Annotated in this window: 13 protein-coding genes and 1 tRNA gene; 8 read left to right on the top strand and 6 right to left on the bottom strand. The window is 59.0% G+C overall.

The window, feature by feature from the left end:
* Window positions 1-36: 36 nt before the first annotated feature.
* The 8 genes from ACGKZZ_RS00985 (at window position 37) to ACGKZZ_RS00950 (ending at window position 9,976) form a co-directional block, all read left to right on the top strand.
* Window positions 37-771 carry a uroporphyrinogen-III synthase gene (locus ACGKZZ_RS00985; RefSeq protein WP_411221564.1) on the top strand — a complete coding sequence of 245 codons (735 nt, stop codon included), beginning with the start codon at window positions 37-39 and terminating at the stop codon, window positions 769-771.
* Between the two features lie 167 nt (window positions 772-938).
* On the top strand, window positions 939-2,282 hold the full coding sequence (locus tag ACGKZZ_RS00980; protein WP_411221563.1) for a hypothetical protein: 1,344 nt from the start codon (window positions 939-941) through the stop codon (window positions 2,280-2,282).
* 11 nt (window positions 2,283-2,293) lie between these two features.
* On the top strand, window positions 2,294-3,829 hold the full coding sequence (locus tag ACGKZZ_RS00975; protein WP_411221562.1) for a heme biosynthesis protein HemY: 1,536 nt from the start codon (window positions 2,294-2,296) through the stop codon (window positions 3,827-3,829).
* Between the two features lie 72 nt (window positions 3,830-3,901).
* Window positions 3,902-3,977: transfer RNA gene (locus ACGKZZ_RS00970), tRNA-Thr, on the top strand.
* Between the two features lie 63 nt (window positions 3,978-4,040).
* Window positions 4,041-4,655, top strand: coding sequence for a DUF6538 domain-containing protein (locus ACGKZZ_RS00965; RefSeq protein ID WP_411221561.1), 615 nt, complete (start codon window positions 4,041-4,043; stop codon window positions 4,653-4,655).
* Window positions 4,656-4,986: 331 nt separating this feature from the next.
* Complete coding sequence (locus ACGKZZ_RS00960; protein WP_411221560.1) at window positions 4,987-8,613, top strand: DUF4214 domain-containing protein; 3,627 nt, start codon at window positions 4,987-4,989, stop codon at window positions 8,611-8,613.
* Between the two features lie 128 nt (window positions 8,614-8,741).
* The gene (locus ACGKZZ_RS00955) at window positions 8,742-9,275 is read left to right on the top strand and encodes a sigma-70 family RNA polymerase sigma factor (RefSeq protein ID WP_411221559.1); all 534 of its coding nucleotides are present in this window, start codon (window positions 8,742-8,744) and stop codon (window positions 9,273-9,275) included.
* Window positions 9,272-9,976, top strand: a complete 705-nt coding sequence (locus tag ACGKZZ_RS00950) for an anti-sigma factor domain-containing protein (protein WP_411221558.1) — start codon at window positions 9,272-9,274, stop codon at window positions 9,974-9,976. The genes ACGKZZ_RS00955 and ACGKZZ_RS00950 overlap by 4 nt, the downstream gene beginning before the upstream one ends.
* 472 nt (window positions 9,977-10,448) lie before the next feature.
* Here the strand turns inward: ACGKZZ_RS00950 and gyrB are convergent, their stop codons facing one another.
* From gyrB to ACGKZZ_RS00920, 6 genes are all read right to left on the bottom strand, one after another.
* The gene (gene gyrB, locus ACGKZZ_RS00945) at window positions 10,449-12,866 is read right to left on the bottom strand and encodes a DNA topoisomerase (ATP-hydrolyzing) subunit B (RefSeq protein WP_411221557.1); all 2,418 of its coding nucleotides are present in this window, start codon (window positions 12,864-12,866) and stop codon (window positions 10,449-10,451) included.
* A 107-nt stretch (window positions 12,867-12,973) separates the two neighbouring features.
* On the bottom strand, window positions 12,974-14,083 hold the full coding sequence (recF, locus tag ACGKZZ_RS00940; protein ID WP_411221556.1) for a DNA replication/repair protein RecF: 1,110 nt from the start codon (window positions 14,081-14,083) through the stop codon (window positions 12,974-12,976).
* A gap of 24 nt (window positions 14,084-14,107) precedes the next feature.
* A complete protein-coding gene (gene dnaN, locus ACGKZZ_RS00935; protein WP_411221555.1) occupies window positions 14,108-15,226 on the bottom strand; it encodes a DNA polymerase III subunit beta in 1,119 nt (372 codons plus the stop codon).
* A gap of 157 nt (window positions 15,227-15,383) precedes the next feature.
* Window positions 15,384-16,757 carry a chromosomal replication initiator protein DnaA gene (gene dnaA, locus ACGKZZ_RS00930; RefSeq protein ID WP_411221554.1) on the bottom strand — a complete coding sequence of 458 codons (1,374 nt, stop codon included), beginning with the start codon at window positions 16,755-16,757 and terminating at the stop codon, window positions 15,384-15,386.
* A gap of 513 nt (window positions 16,758-17,270) precedes the next feature.
* Entirely contained in the window at window positions 17,271-17,534 is a 264-nt protein-coding gene (gene rpsT / locus ACGKZZ_RS00925) for a 30S ribosomal protein S20 (RefSeq protein ID WP_411221553.1), read from the bottom strand.
* Between the two features lie 154 nt (window positions 17,535-17,688).
* Window positions 17,689-18,465 (bottom strand): enoyl-CoA hydratase, encoded by a 777-nt coding sequence (locus tag ACGKZZ_RS00920; protein WP_411221552.1) that lies wholly within the window; start codon window positions 18,463-18,465, stop codon window positions 17,689-17,691.
* Between the last annotated feature and the right edge of the window lie 64 nt (window positions 18,466-18,529).

The following is an 18,529-nucleotide window of genomic DNA, read 5'->3' as shown; positions in this document are numbered from 1 at the left end:
CCACCGTCGGATGCTGCTCACAATGACACGGATTGAATGGCTGTCACGCGCCCTCTCTTGCTGCTGACCCGTCCCAAAGCGGCGTCAGACGCGTTCTGGGCGGCGTTGCCAGAGCCGATCCGCGCCGCAGTCGATGTGATGATCAACCCGCTGCTTTCGATCGAAGTCACCGGCCCGTTGCCGTCATTTGACGGGATAAACGGCTTGATCTTCACATCCTCGAACGCTCTACATGCCTTTGACGCGCTGGGCGGATTGCCCTTGAAGGTGCCGGCAATCGCGGTGGCCGAGGGAACGGCATCGGCGCTCAAAGCGTTTGGTTTTCAGGTCGATGTTGCAGGTGGCAATGCCGATCGATTGGTTCACTATGTGCTGGATCGCGGCTACCCTGGGCCGCTCCTGCACCTCAGAGGGGAAAATGCAATCGGCGATATTGCGCAAAGATTGACCGAAAAAGGCGTGCCAACGTATGAATCTGTTCTCTATAAACAGAGGCTTGAGCCATTGGAGCCTGCGGTGAAAGATGCTTTGTCGCAAGACAGACCGGTCATTGCACCGGTATTCTCTCCCAGAACCGCGGAGCAACTGGGCCGCGAATCGGAAAGAATAAGCGCAATCCGCTTTGCCGCGATCAGCCAGGCGGTGGCAGATGCCCTGCCGGTCGGATCTGCGGCGCGAACGCAGGTGGCCAAGACCCCAAATCGCGACGGGATGTCGGAGTTGGTGGCGGAGATGGTGAGACAGTCACAGGCGTGCGCACCGCCGGAATGACGTTATAATATTGAAAGTCCTGTCGCGCAGACTTGTAAGATTTGAAGGAAGTATCGGTGGCCAAACGCAAGAGCACTAACAAAACCTCCGAAAAAACCGGAGGGAATGCCCCCCAGACGGATAAGGATGTGGAGGCAACGGAACCATCGAAAAGCTCGGCCACAGATATGAAAACCGCGTCCGAGGCGGTCGAGGCAGTGGATGCTTACACCTCGGACGACAAAAAGGCTGACACCGAATCCGACACTCCTGAAAAATCAGACGCGCCTGTGGCGGACACGCCCATCGAGGACGACGGCACGACATCAGACAAAACGGAGCCTGCCGACAAGACTGACCCCGCTGAGAAGGATGCCGGGGCGGACGAGACCACCAAGAGCGAGCCGCTCGACGATCATCTGACCAAGGATGAAGCCGAGCAAATGCTCAACGACGCCGAGAACGTTGAAGCAGCCTCCGCCGAGCCCAAACCCGCTGACGACCCGACACAGTTGCCTGTCGCGCCGCAAGTTGTGCGGGAAACCACCATCGAGCGGAAGGGCGGATTTGTTCCCATGCTGCTTGGCGGGGTGGCGGCTGCCGCGCTGGGATACGGGGTCGCGGCCTATGTATCGCAAGACGTCTGGCCATTTGCATCCACTGAACCCGATGCGTTCGAAGGCGAGGTGCGCGAGACTCTCGCCACTCAGGACGGGTCTCTGGCCGACCTGTCGACGCGCCTTGAGACTCTTGAAAGCACCGAGATCCCCACCGTTGATCTCACCCCGATGGAAGAGCAAATCGCCGCGCTTCAAACGACAGCGAACGACACCAGCGCAAGACTTGACGAGATAACCTCTCGTCTGGATGCGCTGGAAAAGCGTCCGATGGAACAGGCGGTTTCGCCCGAAGCGATTGCCGCCTACGAACGCGCATTGGAAGACCTGCAAGCCGAGGTCGAGGCGCAGCGCGCCGAAGTCACTCAGATGGCCAAAGAGGCCGTCGAGGCCGAAAGCAACGCGGAAACCAAATCTACATTGGCTGCATCACGCGCCGCAATGGCCGAAATCACCGCCGCATTGGAGACAGGCTCGGGCTACACAAACGCCATCGACGTTCTGTCCGCCAATGGTGTCGACATACCGGAGCCACTCGCTGCGAATGCCCAAACTGGCGTTGTCACGCAAGGCGCGCTGATCGACAATTTCCCGGCTGCCGCACGGTCCGCCTTATCCGCAGCGCGCAATGTGCAGACAGAAGGCTCCGAGGGCGCCAATCGCGTCACCACCTTCTTCGCCAACCAGCTTGGCGCGCGCTCGGTTGCGCCGCGCGAGGGCAACGATCCCGATGCGGTGCTGTCCCGGGCCGAGGCTGAAGTGCGCGCCGGCAATATCGAGGCGGCGTTGTCCGAACTTTCTGCCTTGCCCGAAGAGGCGCAGAACGCACTTGCGGACTGGCGCGCCAGCGCACAGACACGCGTTGAGACAAAAACGGCTGCGGACGCTCTCGTCCAGCAGCTCCTTCAGGAATAAGGGGGCGTCCGATGCTTTGGTCTCTTCTCAAGATCGTACTTTTCGTTGCCATCGTCGCCGCCCTGACAATGGGCGCTGCTTATCTCATGGAAAGCAGCGGCGGCATCCAGATCACCGCAGGCGGTGTCGAGTACACGCTTGGTCCGCTTCAATCGGTCATCGCGGCCTTGGTGCTGATCGTTGCAGTGTGGATCATGCTCAAACTCATCACGCTGCTGATCGCGACGCTGAAGTTCATCAACGGCGATGAAACCGCGATCTCGCGCTATTTCGACCGCAACCGCGAACGCAAGGGGTTTCAGGCGTTGGGTGAGGGTTTGACAGCTCTGGCAGCGGGCGAAGGACGACTCGCCATGGCGAAGGCCAACCGGGCCGACAAATTCCTGCATAAACCTGAACTGACGGATTTGATCACCGCGCAGGCCGCCGAGATGATGGGGGATCGCAAAAAGGCCGAAGAGGTCTACAAGCGGCTTGTTCAGCATGAGGAAACACGCTTTGTCGGCGTGCGCGGGTTGATGAAGCAAAAGCTCGATGCCGGCGACACGACAACCGCTCTCAAGCTCGCCGAACGTGCCTTCGCGATCAAGCCGAAGCACGAAGAAGTGCAGGACACATTGCTCCGGCTGCAAGCACAATCGGCAGACTGGAGCGGCGCGCGAAAAACCCTGGAGGCCAAACGCAAGCACGGTGCATTGCCGCGCGATGTGCACAAGCGCCGCGATGCGGTGCTGGCGCTGTCGGAAGCCAAGGGCGTTCTGGATGATGGCAAAACCATCGAGGCGCAGGAAGCGGCCATCGCGGCGAACAAGTCATCACCCGATCTGATCCCCGCCGCGTCAATGGCGGCTCGGAGCCACATTGCGCAGGGGCGCAAGAAATACGCGGTGCGCATCCTCAAGAAAGCGTGGCAGGCGCAGCCGCACCCCGATCTCGCGGCCGCGTTTGCCGAGATCGAGCCGAATGAATCCGCCGAAGCCCGCCTGAAACGGTTCAAGCAACTCACAGCGATCCGCCCCGAGCATCGCGAGACACGGCTCCTTCTGGCCGAGTTGAACCTCGCCGCCGAAGATTTCCCGCAAGCACGACGTTCGCTTGGCGACCTCGCCGAGACCGAGCCGGACACCCGCGTCCTTGCCATTGTCGCGGCCATCGAGCGCGGCGAAGGCGCGTCCGATGCCGTCGTGCGCGGCTGGCTCGCGCGCGCCCTGACCGCCCCACGCGGTCCGCAATGGGTGTGCGAGAACTGCAAAACCATCCACGGCGAATGGACTCCCGTCTGCAACAACTGTCAGAGCTTCGACACGCTGAGCTGGACCACTCCGCCGCAAAGCGAAACGGTCCTCCCCGCCGGAGCCGAAATGCTGCCGCTGATCGTCGGGTCCATCGAGGATCAGACGCAGGATACCGACACCGACCCTGACGTCGAGATCATTGATCCGGAATCCGCTCCGGATCCCAAACCAGTTGAGCATGAGACGCCTCAAGACATCACGACAGAAGCCGAACCCGTGGTGGAAAAGCCCCTGAGCGAAAACGCAAGATAGATCTTTTCGAGCCTGAAAACCGATGCTAATAGCAGCCATCCTGCGCCGCCCGACACGGGCATCGCAGGATTGGCCGCTGTAGCTCAGATGGTAGAGCACGTCATTCGTAATGATGGGGTCGGGGGTTCGAGTCCCTTCAGCGGCACCACAAACTCCGTACAACCTATTGATTTGCACTGGCCGTTTCCCGAAGCAAGCCAAGGCGTAAAACATGTCGGAGAACATGACAGCCCCCTTCACCTTCCGAAAGGACGGGACGTTCTACTTCATCAGAAGAGCTCCCGGTGATTTAAGACGACACTACTCGTCTGGAGGAATCTCGTACTCTCTCAGGACGCGATCAAAGTCGGTTGCCACTGCCAGCGCCACTCACGCAGCATGCAAGTTGGACGAATTCTGGTTCCATCTAAGATCGAAGGATGCCGATCTACCTAGAAAGTATCTTCTGAAGCATGGACTGGCTCAGTCTCCGTCGATTCCGATTGCCGATCCGGTCAACTCGAGCATCCCGACGTTCTCAGAGGGTGCGTTGACCTACTTGACCCTCGAGGCGAGAAACAGATTTGAAGGCTTCAAGCGGACAGCTGAACGATCCTGTGGTTACGTGATCGATGTTTGTGGTGACAAGCCTCTGAACGAGTACACCAAGTCCGATGCCAATAGATTCCGTGATGATTTGATCAAGCGGGGGTTGGCAGGAACCAGCATCACCCGTGTGTTTGGTTCGGTCCGTTCCGTGTTCAACTTCGCATCCAGTGAAGAGGGTCTGTCGCTGACCCATCCGTCTGCCAAGGTCTACTATAAATTGGACAGCTGGTGTGTCTGACCGCATTCCGATGCCGGTGGAAGACATTCGCAAGGTTTAGCAAAAGTGCTTCGAACTGGACGACGAACTCCGCTAGAGCGCGATCGTTGATTTCGTTGAGTTCTTCAACTCGTCATCATCGGCTGCGTAGTATGAGTGTCGCGGTATAATCGCCACAGCTGACTCTCCAAGGCGCGAGAACTTTATTTTCCGCCTTCTGCATCCAAACCTTTGGCCCGCGTGTCTTTACAGTGTCGGGCGCAAAACGTCTCGGCCTGGCGCTGCGCAGTTTGCGACCCTGAAAGCCGCCTGAAATCAGAAATAATTCTGTCGCTCCAAATGGGAGACTTTCATGTCCAATACGTACTTCAACGAACTCGAAAATGTGCTGAACTCTGCAGATTTCGTCTATGTGGCCGATTTGACCGCACTGAACAGCTCTGGCGTGGAGGCCACAGCGTTCGTTGCGATCGAAGGAAAGACCTTGACGGTTGCGACGGTTGCGCGAGGATTGACGCCCGATCAACTGCACATTCAGCATATTCATGGCCGATTTGACGATGCGGGCAACCCAATCGATTCTACCGCGCCAACCATCTTTGATGACGCCGATCGCGACGGCTATATCGAGGTGCTGGAAGGGATTCCCGCCTACGGTGATATCTTGTTGTCACTTGAGAATTTGGGCGATGGCATCCACAACGATCCGGTCGCAAACAGCGCGGGCGAGATGCTGACGCTCAACAGCTATGACTTGACCGATGACGACAATTTCTTTTCGACGGTAACCGGTACCGAATTCACTGCCGAAGACCTGATGCCATTGCCATTGCGCGAGATCGTAATCCACGGTGCGGAAGTTCCGGAAGGCGTTGGCGCTGGTACGGGTGGCGCAGTTGACGGGACCGGCGGCTTCAAGGCCACGCTTCCTGTTGCGGCAGGATCGATCGAAGGGTCAAGCCTCGATGGCGCACTGGCCAAGCTTGCCTTGCTTGGTGGTGGAGACCGGCTGGTAGATGGTGATGGTGCCGTGGCCGATCCCGTGGGCGGCATCGCATTTGGGGACGATGCAAGTGCCTTTGGCGAGGATGCTGTTGCTTTTGGGGACGAGGCGAACGCAACTGGCGCGTCGACCACGGCCGTCGGCGGCGAGTCGGCGGCTCTTGGTGTTGCGGCAACAGCTTTTGGCTGGCAGGCTTCGGCAGAAGGCGAGCGGGCTCATTCCTTTGGCCACCTCGCGGATGCGGATGGCGATTTCAGCCTCGCAATCGGTGAAGCGGCGTCTGCCGGCAGTGACAATGCGACCGCCATTGGCAACGCGGCTTCGGCCGATGGACGCGATGCGATTGCTATTGGTGACAGCGCCACGGCAACTGGCGGACCGTCGACCACAGCAGTTGGCGGTGAGAGCATGGCGAACGGGACCGCTGCAACGGCTTTCGGCTGGCGTGCATCCGCCGAAGGGGAGCGCGCACACGCCTTCGGGCATCTCGCCGATTCTGACGGGGACTTTACCCTTGCGATGGGTGAAGCAGCCAGTGCGTCCGGCGACTACGCGATCGCAATTGGCAACCAAGTCAGCGCCGACGCATTTGAAATCGCGATTGGGAGCGGGGATGCCACATATACCCTTGCTGGCCTTTCGGGCGAAGGCGGTGTCCTGATGGTTGATGCCGACGGGCGGCTCAGCCTTCATGGGATTGCCGGGTTTGGGATCGACGCGGAAGCGGCTCCGATGACAACCGCGCCGACGGTTGCACTTCCGACAGCGAACACGCCGACAGATCCGCGGCCGCAAGACGAGATGAGCGCCCCAATATCAGAAGGGGTCTCTACGGCGAATGGTGTCGGTGCGATCTCGGTTGGAAATCTTGCCATAGCAGAAGGCCGGGATGCTCTGTCCATCGGTGATGCCGCATCGGCTACGGGTGGACCGTCAACCACCGCAGTTGGCGGCGAAGTGAGCGTAAACGGAACAGCCGCGACGGCGTTCGGCTGGCGGGCGTCTGCGGAAGGAGAGCGTGCGCATGCTCTGGGCCACATTGCCTCAGCGGAGGGTGACTTCAGCCTTGCCATCGGTGAAGCGGCCAATGCGATGGGCGACAACACCACCGCAATTGGCAACGCCGCAAATGCCATGGGCGTCGATGCGCTTTCGATCGGCGATACAGCTACGGTAAACGGCACATCCACCACCGGCGTCGGCGGCGAGATCTCTGTAAACGGGACAGCCGCAACGGCCTTTGGATGGAAAGCGTCCGCGACAGGTGAACGCGCCCATGCGCTGGGTCATATTGCCGAAGCGGATGGAGATTTGACCCTCGCTGTCGGTGAGGCTGCCAGTGCCACCGGCACCAATGCAGTGGCGATTGGCTCTAATGTCATCGCCGATGAGGCGAACGAATTTGCGCTGGGTCTTTCCGAACATGCCTACACATTTGCGGGGCTGGGCACCGATGTGGGTGTTTCTGGGTGGCAGCTTGTCGGCGCCGACACAGACGGCACACTCGCGATTGCGTCTTTCGGTGACGGGATGGCGTCCTCTATGGGATCTGCGTCCGGGTCCGCCTCTGTCATGCAGCCAATAGCAACGCGCGCACAAAACGCGTCACTCGGCGATGGCGAAACCACCGACACGACTGGCACAATTACGCTCGGGAACGGCGCAAGTGCAATTGGACGCGATGCCATCGCAGTTGGTGATCAGGCTCTTGCAAACGGCACATCCACCACAGCCGTTGGCGGCGAAAGCACGGCAAACGGAACCGCAGCGACCGCGTTTGGCTGGCGATCCCTTGCCGAAGGCGAACGGGCCCACGCTTTGGGTCACGTTGCCACCGCGCTTGGTGATTTTACGCTTGCTGTCGGTGAAGCCGCCATGGCCGGAACTGACAACGCCACGGCCATAGGCAATGGCGCAAATGCAGCAGGCGTCGACTCGCTCGCTATTGGCGATATGGCTGATGCCGCAGGCACCTCGACGACCGCTGTCGGCGGGGAAAGCAGCGCGCAGGGAACGGCTGCCACGGCTTTTGGCTGGCAGGCGTCGGCCAACGGTGAGCGTGCGCATGCCTTCGGTCACCTTGCGGATGCAAGCGGTGATCGCAGTCTTGCGGTTGGTGAAGCGGCCACTGCCGAAGGCGCGCGTAGCATTGCCGTGGGATCGAACGTCACCGCAACCGGTGACGACGCAGTGGCGCTCGGCAATGACATGCACGACTACACCTTTGCCGGGCTTGGCGTGAATGTTTCAGAAGGCACGAAAGCTGTCGCCGTCGATCAGGAGGGCCGGTTGATGTCCGTTGATGTCCTGACGGCCAGCGGAGCCGTCACCAATGGCGGCGATGATGCTGATCTGATCATCGGGACGATGGCCGCAGAAGCGCTCAATGGCCTTGACGGAAACGACAAATTCCTTGGGCAAGGCGGCGGCGACATGATTGATGGCGGAAGCGGAACCGATGTTGTCGAATATCAACTCGCAGGCACTGACATCATGCAGGATTTGATGGACGACGGCTCTATCACCGTTACCTCCGCAACAGGGGTCGATACTCTGGTGGATGTGGAACGCATCTCGCTCCAGGATGGTGCGTTTATCTATGATCTTGAGGGCGAGAATGCCGCGACGGTCTATCGGCTTTACGATCTGTTCGAACGCTCCCCGGATGAAGCTGGTTTGCGCTTCTGGAGCGGCGTCGCTGAGTCCAATGACGATCTTGATTTCATCGTCGAGACCTTCATTTCCGGAGGCGAATACGCCGAGACCTATGGCGGAACGGACACGTCTGGCTTCCTCGAGCTACTGTACGTGAACATCCTTGACCGGGAGGCCGACCAACCCGGCATTGATTTCTGGTCCAATGCGCTCGAAAGCGGTGCGGTGGATCGTTCAGATGTGATCCTCGATTTCACCGATAGTGCTGAGAACATCGCGGATCACGCGCCGGTCACCGATGATGGCTTCTTTGTCGTCTGATGCTCCACGCAACCGCAGGACGCGCCAGACGCGCGTCCTGCATCCAGAGACCAAAATCGCATGTTGAGGCTTTATCCAAACGACCCTAACGTCTGTTCTCTAGCGGAGCGGGACGGAGCCTCAGTTAAGTGATTGATCACGCACAGGCGATACAGGATTGCGCACGCGGCGAACGCGCCGGTCTGAAGGCGCTTTTCGACGCAGAAGCGCCACAAATGATCGGTGTCGCGATGCGCATTCTCAGGCGGCGTGATCTGGCAGAAGAAGCAGTGCAGGAAGCGTTTCTTCAGGTTTGGACGAAGGCGTCGCAATTTGATCCGGATCACGGGTCGGGCCGGGGCTGGCTGTATACGATTGTACGGCATCGTGCACTGAATATGCTGCGCGATCACAGCCGGGAAATCCTGAGCGAACCTGCAGACCTTGATGCGCATGCCGAACGCACCAAGCTATTGGATCAGAGTTATAACCGGCTTGAGGAAACCAGCGCGTTGCGCACCTGCCTTGGACAGCTGAATGCGGTCACCCGGAACTGCATTTTGATGGCCTATATTTTCGGGTACACACATGGCGAGATCGCTGGAAAAATCGATGCACCTCTTGGCACGACGAAATCCTGGATCACGCGCGGACTTCGCAAACTCCGGGAGTGCCTCTCATGATCGGTGACAAGCAAGAGCGTGCCGACGACCATGTATTGGGCATTTGGGGCCATGACACTGGGTCTGTCGAGGACGATTTACAGAATGATCCGGAATTCTTGCAGGAGGTCGGGCGCAGCCGTGACCGATTTCTGCCACTCGATGATACGGCAGACCCTCTGGCACCGTCCGATGACCTTTGGCGCAACATATCGAGCGGGATCGACGACAGCCCGGTTTTGCCGCCGGTAGAAGGCCGCGGGATTGCGCGCGGTCGACCCTCGGCAGCGCGAGCTGAGCGCAAGCGGCCGTGGCTGGCATATGCCTTGGCCGCGTCTTTGGTGTTTTCGGCGGTCCTCGGTTGGATGGTTGTCACCGAACCGGACCCGCAGGTCGTGGCAGTTCTGGTTAACGACGACGGCAATCCTTTTGCGCTGATCGGAACTAATGAGCGAAACGTCACGCAGGTTACAATCTTGTCGGCGGTGGATATCCCGAATGGGCGGATCATGCAGGTTTGGACAAAGCCGGATCCCGACGGTCCGCCAGTTTCCGTCGGTTTGATCGAGCAGGTTGAGTCTCTGGTCCTGCGCTCTCCCGAACTTCCCCCGCCGACGGTTGATCAGCTCTACGAAATCACAATCGAGCAGGAGGGCGGATCGCCAACTGGTTTGCCGACAGGCGAGATTCTTGGCAAGGGCTTCACGCAGCCACGCCTTTAGACCTTGAGGTTGCCTATGGTTGGAACAGATGGCGGGCCTAATGCGGCGCGAAGATTATAGCACTCTGATGGGTTATAAAACCATCCACTTCTTTACTGGCGCCGGGGCTCCGTGCCAGTGGGCATGAAGCCCGAAGCGCTTGCGCGGATCTCGGCACTGGTGGATGGGCAATGATCGCGTTTCCGGCGGGCGTGCGGGTGGCACAACCGATATGCGGAGAGGCATGAACACGCTGGTGCTGCAAGTGCATGAGAGACTCGGTGCAGGGAATGACCATTTTCCGCCGGCTCTGTGGAAAAACAGCGTTTTGCTTGAGCAGAAAGTGGTGCCGTGAATGCAGCGCGATTGCCCTTTCTGTCAGGCTCTGCACATCTGCTGCGGTGCGGGAAAGATTAGACCCCTGAATATATGTTAAATGCGAAAAATCGCATCAACCAACAAAGCGAAAAAATACGCGCTCACCTACAACCGCTTAGAAGTCGAGGTTTTCCACGCTGAGCGCGTTTTGTTGAATGAATTCGCGGCGTGGTTCCACAACGTCGCCCATCAGCTTGGTAAACAGGTCATCCGCCTCGGTCATGTCATCGACCTTGACCTGCAACAGGGTCCGGGCGTCGGGATCGAGCGTGGTTTCCCAAAGCTGGCTTGGGTTCATTTCGCCCAAGCCCTTGTAGCGCTGAAGCGTCAGACCTTTTTCGCCTTCCTCAAGGATGGCATTGAGCAGATCAAGCGGACCGTGAATGGTTTGTCGCCGATCTTTGCGCACCAATGTGGCAGGCTTGTCGTACACGGCTTGCAGGCTCTCGGTGAAACTGCCGGTCTTGCGCGCCTCGCCCGAGCGCATCATGGGCCCGTCGAGTGTGCGGACTTCTTCAACGCCGCGCAGGATACGGGCCAGACGGATGCCGCGATCCTGTGTGATCCGGCCCTGCCAGCCGCGCTCGTATTCCAGGGCGATAAGATCCAACCGTTTGGCGACGATGTCGGCCACGCCTTGCAGATCGGAATCGACAGCGCCGGGAACGAAAGCGCCCGCAATGGCGGCCTGTTCGAGGATGTGGCGCGGATAATGGGTCGGGAACGCATCAAGCACGCGCTTGAGCATACGGGCCTCTTCGACGACCCGTACCAAATCCTGCCCCAGAATTGTTTCGCCGTTGCCTTGAACCAGCTGCGCGCCGTCGGTGCCCTGCTGGATCAGATATTCTTCCATCGCGGCTTCGTCCTTGAGGTAAACCTCGGATTTGCCGCGCATCACTTTGTAGAGCGGCGGTTGCGCGATGTAGAGATAACCGCCGTCGATGAGTTGCGGCATCTGGCGATAAAAGAAGGTCAGCAGCAGCGTGCGGATATGCGCACCATCGACGTCGGCGTCTGTCATGATGACGATCTTGTGGTAGCGCAGTTTGTCGATGTTGAATTCATCGCGCCCGATCCCGGTGCCAAGCGCCATGACGAGGTTGCCGATCTCCTGGCTGCCCAGCATCCGATCAAAACGCGCGCGTTCGACGTTCAGGATCTTTCCCTTGAGCGGCAGGATCGCTTGCGTGCGGCGGTCTCGGCCGGTTTGCGCAGAGCCTCCTGCGCTATCGCCCTCGACGAGGAAAAGTTCGGTTTGCGCCGGGTCTTTCTCTGAGCAATCCTTGAGCTTGCCAGCAAGGAAATTCACGTCCATTGCGGTTTTGCGACGGGTCAGTTCGCGTGCCTTGCGCGCCGCTTCGCGGGCCAGTGCGGCTTCGACAATCTTGCCGACGATCAGTTTCGCTTCGTTGGGATTTTCCTCAAACCACTCCGAAAGCTTTTCGTTGACCAGGCTTTCAACTGCGGGCCGGACTTCGGAGCTGACCAACTTGTCCTTCGTCTGGCTCGAGAATTTCGGATCAGGAACTTTGACGGACAACACGCATGTCAGGCCTTCCCGGGCATCGTCGCCGGTAAAGTTGACTTTCTCGCGCTTGGCGATTCCAGAGGATTGCGCGTAGCTGTTGATCGTGCGGGTCAGCGCACCGCGAAAGCCCGCCATATGCGTGCCGCCGTCGCGTTGCGGGATGTTGTTGGTAAAGGGCAGGACGGTTTCATGGTAGCTGTCATTCCACCACATCGCGACCTCGACCCCGATGCCGTCTTTCTCTCCGACCATGAAAATCGGTTCCGACATGACCGGCGATTTGGAGCGGTCGATATATTTGACAAACTCCCGCACGCCACCTTCGTAAAACAGTTCGCTTTTAAGAGGCTCGGCAGGGCGCTCATCCTCGAGGATGATGCGGACCCCGGAATTCAGAAAGGCCAGTTCACGCAGACGTTTTTCCAGCGTGTGAAAGTCGTAGTCGAGATTTGAAAAGGTCGTGAGCGATGCGAGAAAGCGGACTTCGGTGCCCTTTTCGCCATCGGCATCGCCGACGACTTCCAGATGCTTCACGGTGTCGCCGCGTTCGAAACGCGCGATGTGTTCGCGGCCGTTGCGCCAGACCCGCAATTCGAGCCAGTCGGACAGCGCATTCACCACCGAAACCCCGACGCCGTGCAGGCCGCCAGAGACCTTGTAGGAGTTCTGGTCGAATTTGCCGCCGGCGTGCAACTGGGTCATGATGACCTCGGCTGCGGAAACACCTTCTTCTTCGTGAATATCGACAGGAATTCCGCGCCCGTTGTCGCGCACGGACACACTGTTGTCGGCGTGGATCTTGACGCGCACGAAATCGGCATGACCGGCCAGCGCCTCGTCAATACCGTTATCCACGACCTCATACACCATGTGGTGCAAGCCGGAGCCGTCGTCGGTATCGCCGATATACATGCCCGGACGTTTACGGACAGCTTCCAAGCCTTTGAGAACTTTGATGGAATCTGCGCCGTATTCTTCCGGGATCTGTGCGGGTTCTGCCATGAATATCGCCTTTTTTTTTCTGTCGGTTTTATACGCGAAAGCCAAAGGGTTGTCACGCCGCTGACACAAGATTTAGCGGTTGCCCCTATGGTTGAGCGGAGGCATTGTCAGGGAGAGCCAACCTGAGTCACGGCGGTGCCGGTTCCGGTGTCGGTGACCTCGAAATACTGCGCGCGCTCGCCCAGTTCGCTGAACAGTTCCGCGCCTGTGCCTGTCATCCATGCTTGCGCGCCCAAGGCGCAGATTTCATCATAGAGCGCGGCGCGGCGGGTTGCGTCGAGATGGGCCGGCACCTCGTCCAGCAGAACGATGGGTGGTGCGCCGAAATCCTCAACCAGCGCACGAGCGTTGGACAGGACCAGTGAGATCAGCAGCGCTTTCTGCTCACCAGTTGAACTGTCCGCAGCAGGAACGCCTTTGGCGGCAAACACCCCGTAAAGATCAGCGCGGTGCGGCCCCACAAGGGTGCGACCAGCGGCGAGATCGCGAAAGCGGCTCTCCTGAAACGCCGCACGCAGATCGGCCTCGCCGTCCGGCATCTCGCCCTCGGTCTGGATCAGATCGAGTTGGGCTGCGGGAAATCGTGTACTGGCTTGATCCTGTGCTTGCGCAATGCGGGCCAGAGCGCTTTGCCGATTGGCGTGGATCTCTGCGCCCGATACAGCCATCTGCGCCTCAAGCGCCTTGTACCAAAGCGGATCGCGCACCTGCTCCTTGAGCAGACGGTTGCGCTCGCGCATGGCTTTTTCGTAGGTCAGGGACGCGTCGCCGTGACCGGGAAAGAAGCTGAGCGTCATGCGGTCCAGAAACCGGCGCCGCCCCTCCGCGCCTTCGATCCACAGCCGGTCCATAGAAGGCAGTAGCCACAACATACGCACAAGCTCGCCCAATCGCGTTTGCGGGGCTGGTTTGTCATTGATCCTGACCTGACGGGGCTGGCCCAATTCGGACTGGAACGCGATGTCCTGATCACCCTCGGGCGTGGTGATTTCACCGGTAATCTTCCAGCCCAACGCTTCTGGACGGCGGGTCATGTCCTGTGCAGAGGCACGGCGCATCCCGCGCCCCGGAGAGAACAGCGACACGGCTTCAATCAAATTGGTTTTGCCCGCCCCATTGGGACCGAACAGCACGACAGGGCGCGGATCGGGCGTCAGCGACACATACAGATGCGAGCGGAAGTGGGACAGCGTGAGGCGGTTTATGTGAAGCGGCAAAACGCGGGCCTTGCCAAGGGCCGCTTAAACGCGCATCGGCATCACGACATAGACGGCGCTAGTGTCGTTGCCTTCGCGCATCAGTGTGGGATCGCCAGCGGAATTGAACATGAAAACGGCGTTTTCACGATCCACCTGGCTGGCGATTTCCAGCAGGTACTTGGCGTTAAAGCCGATCTCCAGCTTGTCGTCGCCGTAGGCCACGGCCAGCTCTTCCTCGGCCGCGCCGCTGTCGGGCGCGTTGACCGACAGGATCAGCCGATCTTCGTCGAGCGACAGTTTCACCGCACGCGAGCGTTCGGAGGACACAGTTGCCACGCGGTCTACCGCCTTGGCAAACTCGGCAGCGTCGACTTCGAGGCGGCGGGTGTTGCCCTGAGGAATGACGCGGGTGTAGTCGGGGAATGTGCCGTCGATCACCTTGGATGTCAGCGTGATGTCGGGTGTGGCAAAGCGCACCTTGGTTTCCGATACCGAGACCGCGATTTGCATATCGTCATCGTCAAGAAGCTTGCGCATCTCGCCCACGGTTTTTCGCGGGACGATCACGCCGGGCATGTCAGCCGCGCCATCAGGCAGCGGCGCGTCGATCCGGGCCAGCCGGTGGCCATCGGTGGCTACGCAGCGCAAGGCTTTGCCGTCTTCGCCATCGGCGACATGCATGTAGACACCGTTCAGGTAATAACGGGTCTCCTCCGTCGAAATGGCGAATTTGGATTTGTCGAACAAACGGCGCAAAACCGGTGCTGGTGCTGAGAAGTTGGCGCTGTATTCAGACGACGCCATGACGGGAAAATCTTCCTTCGGCAAAGTGGCTAGCGAGAAGTTCGACCGCCCCGCTTCGACGGTCAGGCGACCAGATGCGCTGTCTTCGGACAGCGACACCAGCGCGCCGTCGGGCAATTTGCGCACGATCTCGTGCAGGGTGACGGCCGACACCGTCGTGGCCCCGGCGCGCTCAACCTGCGCAATTGCACGGTCCACAACCTCTATATCGAGATCGGTGGCGCGAAACTGAACCGTGTCGCCCTCGGCTTCGATCAGGACATTGGCGAGGATCGGGATGGTGTTGCGCCGCTCCACAACGGATTGCGCTTGCGAAACCGCCTTGAGCAGCGTGCCGCGTTCCATGCTGAATTTCATGCCATATCCTCCGCTCGGCCGGAGGCCGACAGTATTCGTCATTCGGGATGCGATCCATCCCCTATCGTCGTGCGATTTTTTGGCCGGATTGAAGGCGGGGTCAAGGGCAAGCCGTGCAGTAAGTCCTGCCGTGATGCCGATTTGCGCCTTGCGGGAGTCAGGCTTCGAGAGATCTGCGCAATAACTCCACGTCCTCGGCGATCTGCGCGTCCTGTTTGCGCAGTTCTTCGATCCTGCGCACCCCGTGCATCACGGTGGTGTGGTCGCGCCCGCCGAAATGGCGTCCGATCTCGGGCAGGGACCGCGTGGTCAGTTGCTTGCACAGGTACATCGCGATCTGGCGCGGCCGCGCGAAGGTGCGCACACGTTTAGGGCCGACAAGATCGGAGTGGCGGATCAAATAGTGATCGGCGACCTTGCGCTGAATTTCCTCGATCGAGACCTTGCGCTCGGATTGGCGCAGGATGTCGGTCAGGCATTCCTGTGTCAGGTCCATCGTGATGGGTTTGCCGACCAGCGACGCAAAAGCGAACAGCCGCGTCAGCGCGCCTTCGAGGATACGCACATTGCTGACAATGCGGGCGGCCAGGAATTCGAGAATGCCTGCCCCCACTTCGAGGCCCGGATACATCTGGCTGTAGGTCTCTGTCTTGGATTGCAGGATGCCCAGTCGCAGCTCGTAATCCGTCGGGTGCAGATCGACAACGAGGCCGCTTTGAAGGCGAGAGCGAATGCGGTTCTCTAAGTCCTTGATCTCGTCGGGTGCCCGGTCGGCTGAGATAATGATCTGTTTTTGCTGGTCCACCAGCGCATTGAAGGTGTGAAAAAACTCTTCCTGCGTGCTGTCCTTGCCAGCGATAAACTGAACGTCGTCGACCATCAGCACGTCGACCGAGCGGAACAATTCCTTGAAATCCATCATCTTGCGGTCGCGCAGCGCCTGCACGAAACGATACATGAATTGCTCGGCAGAGAGGTTCAGCACATTGAGATGCGGCTGCCGGGTGCGCAGCTCCCAGGCGATGGCGTGCATGAGGTGCGTTTTACCAAGTCCGACACCGCCGTAAAGAAACAGCGGATTGAAGGTGACAGGGCCCCCTTCGGCCACGCGCTTGGCCGCGGCATGGGCCAGCTCGTTGGGCTTTCCGACGACGAAATTGTCAAAGGTGAAGCGCTTGTCGAGCGGAGAACCGGTAAGAGTATCGGACGGCGACGGCGCGGTGTTGACGGCAGGAGAGGCAACGGCATTTGATTTTGCAGACGTGTCCCGGGGCGGCTGGTGCCGGGTTGCGGGAGCAACTTCGAACACGATGCGTCTGACCGACGGGTTCGAGCGCGCAATTTTTGACAGCAGCACATCGCCATAGTTTTGCGAGACATAATTTCCGAGGAAGTTCGTGGGAACTCCGAAGCGGGCAATGCCGTCATCGGTTTCGATAAAGGTCAGTGGCTCGATCCAGCTTTGAAAGCTGTTCTCTCCCAGGGTCCTACTAAGTTCATCTCTAATTGTGCCCCACTGATCGTCCGTCATTTTACGTGTCCCGCTGTCAGCGCGTTGTTCGCGCGTCATTCCCCAAAAAGAGAGACATGTTCTGTCTCCCGTGCGGCACATCCGGGATAGACGTCGCGCAACCCGCTCAGCGCAAGCTGAGCAGTTGGCACACAATAGGAATCGCACACCGGCAACTGGTGTTCGGTACTTCCCTGACGTCAATTCGGACTAGGCGGTCGATTTTCAATCAACCTGTGGTGCGGACCTCAATCTTGGCAGTTTGAAGTGTGATTTCGATCCGGCAGAGCCTGTCCCCCCAATGCGATGTGACTCGCAAGACAGACATTACCCGTATGGATCCGGCTGCATCAACTGAACTTCGATGTTGACTCACGCAAAGTCAGAAAAGAATCTCAAACCGGAACAATCTCGCGCATTTCGATGCAAAACGGCGCAAGTCGGCAAAAAAACGCCGCCCCAAACGGAACGGCGTCTTGATTTTCCGGTGAATTTTGGACAGCCGGCGATTCTCTGACCGGCGCGCAGATAAGCTTAGCCGAGCGCTTTGACGCGCGCTGACAGGCGAGACACTTTGCGCGATGCCGTGTTCTTGTGAAACACGCCCTTGGTCACACCACGCATGATTTCTGGCTGCGCTGCGCGAAGGGCTGCGGTTGCCGCATCCTTGTCGCCGGACGCGATCGCTTCTTCGACCTTGCGGAGATATGTACGGATGCGCGAACGGCGCGCTTTGTTGATGGCGAAACGACTTGCGTTTTGCTTTGCACGTTTCTTTGCTTGGGGCGTATTGGCCATGTGATCTATCCTGGTTCGTTTGTTCAAATCGGGTTGCATAGTGACAGCACGCCCGGAACCATCGACCGGATCGGATCTTGCCTAAGCGGGCATCACACGCATGTACCGGGGCATATAGCCCCGGTTGCTCATTATGGAAAGACCCTTTTCGGGCTTATCTGTCGCGGAATTGCGGTGTGCGTTTTTCCTGAAAGGCTTCCATGCCTTCTTTCTGGTCTTCGGTCGCAAAAAGCGAATGGAACAGCCGACGCTCCGACAACAGGCCTTCCGCCAGTGTCGTCTCATAGGCGCGATTGACCGCTTCCTTGACGGCAAAGATGGCCAGCATGGATTTCTCGGCGATCTTGTCCGCTGCGGATTGCGCTTCTTCCATCAGGGATTTGGCCGGAACCACACGACTTACAAGGCCGGCGCGTTCGGCTTCCTCGGCGTCCATGAAGCGACCCGTGAGGTGCATGTCCATGGATTTGGATTTGCCAACGAACCGGGTCAGACGCTGTGTCCCGCCAAGGCCCGCAACGACGCCCAGGTTTATCTCTGGTTGCCCGAATTTTGCGGTATCAGACGCGATGATGAAATCGCACATCATGGCAAGTTCGCAACCACCGCCCAGCGCATAGCCGGACACTGCGGCAATCACCGGTTTGCGGGTCCGTGCAACCGCCATCGCCTTGGTGCCGAAATAATCGGCCATAAACATCTCGACAAAGCTTTTCTCGGACATCTCCTTGATGTCCGCGCCAGCGGCGAACGCCTTGGCGGAACCGGTGAGAATGATGCAGCGCACCTTCTCGTTCTTGTCGGCATCTTCCAGCGCACTTGCCAATTCACCCAGCAACTGGCTGTTGAGCGCATTGAGCGCGTCGGGCCGGTTGAGTTTGATAGTGGCAACGTGATCTTCGATTTCGACGATAATCGTCTCATAAGCCATGGGAATGGGCTCCGTTCGGTGATCTGTGGCGTGCAGCCTTACGCATGTGATCCGTTGCGTTCAA

Source organism: Marivita sp. S2033 (assembly GCF_046592965.1).
In the GTDB taxonomy this organism is placed as follows: domain Bacteria; phylum Pseudomonadota; class Alphaproteobacteria; order Rhodobacterales; family Rhodobacteraceae; genus Marivita.
Note: the sequence above shows the minus strand (reverse complement) of the source record. Positions and strands in the feature narration are given on the sequence as shown.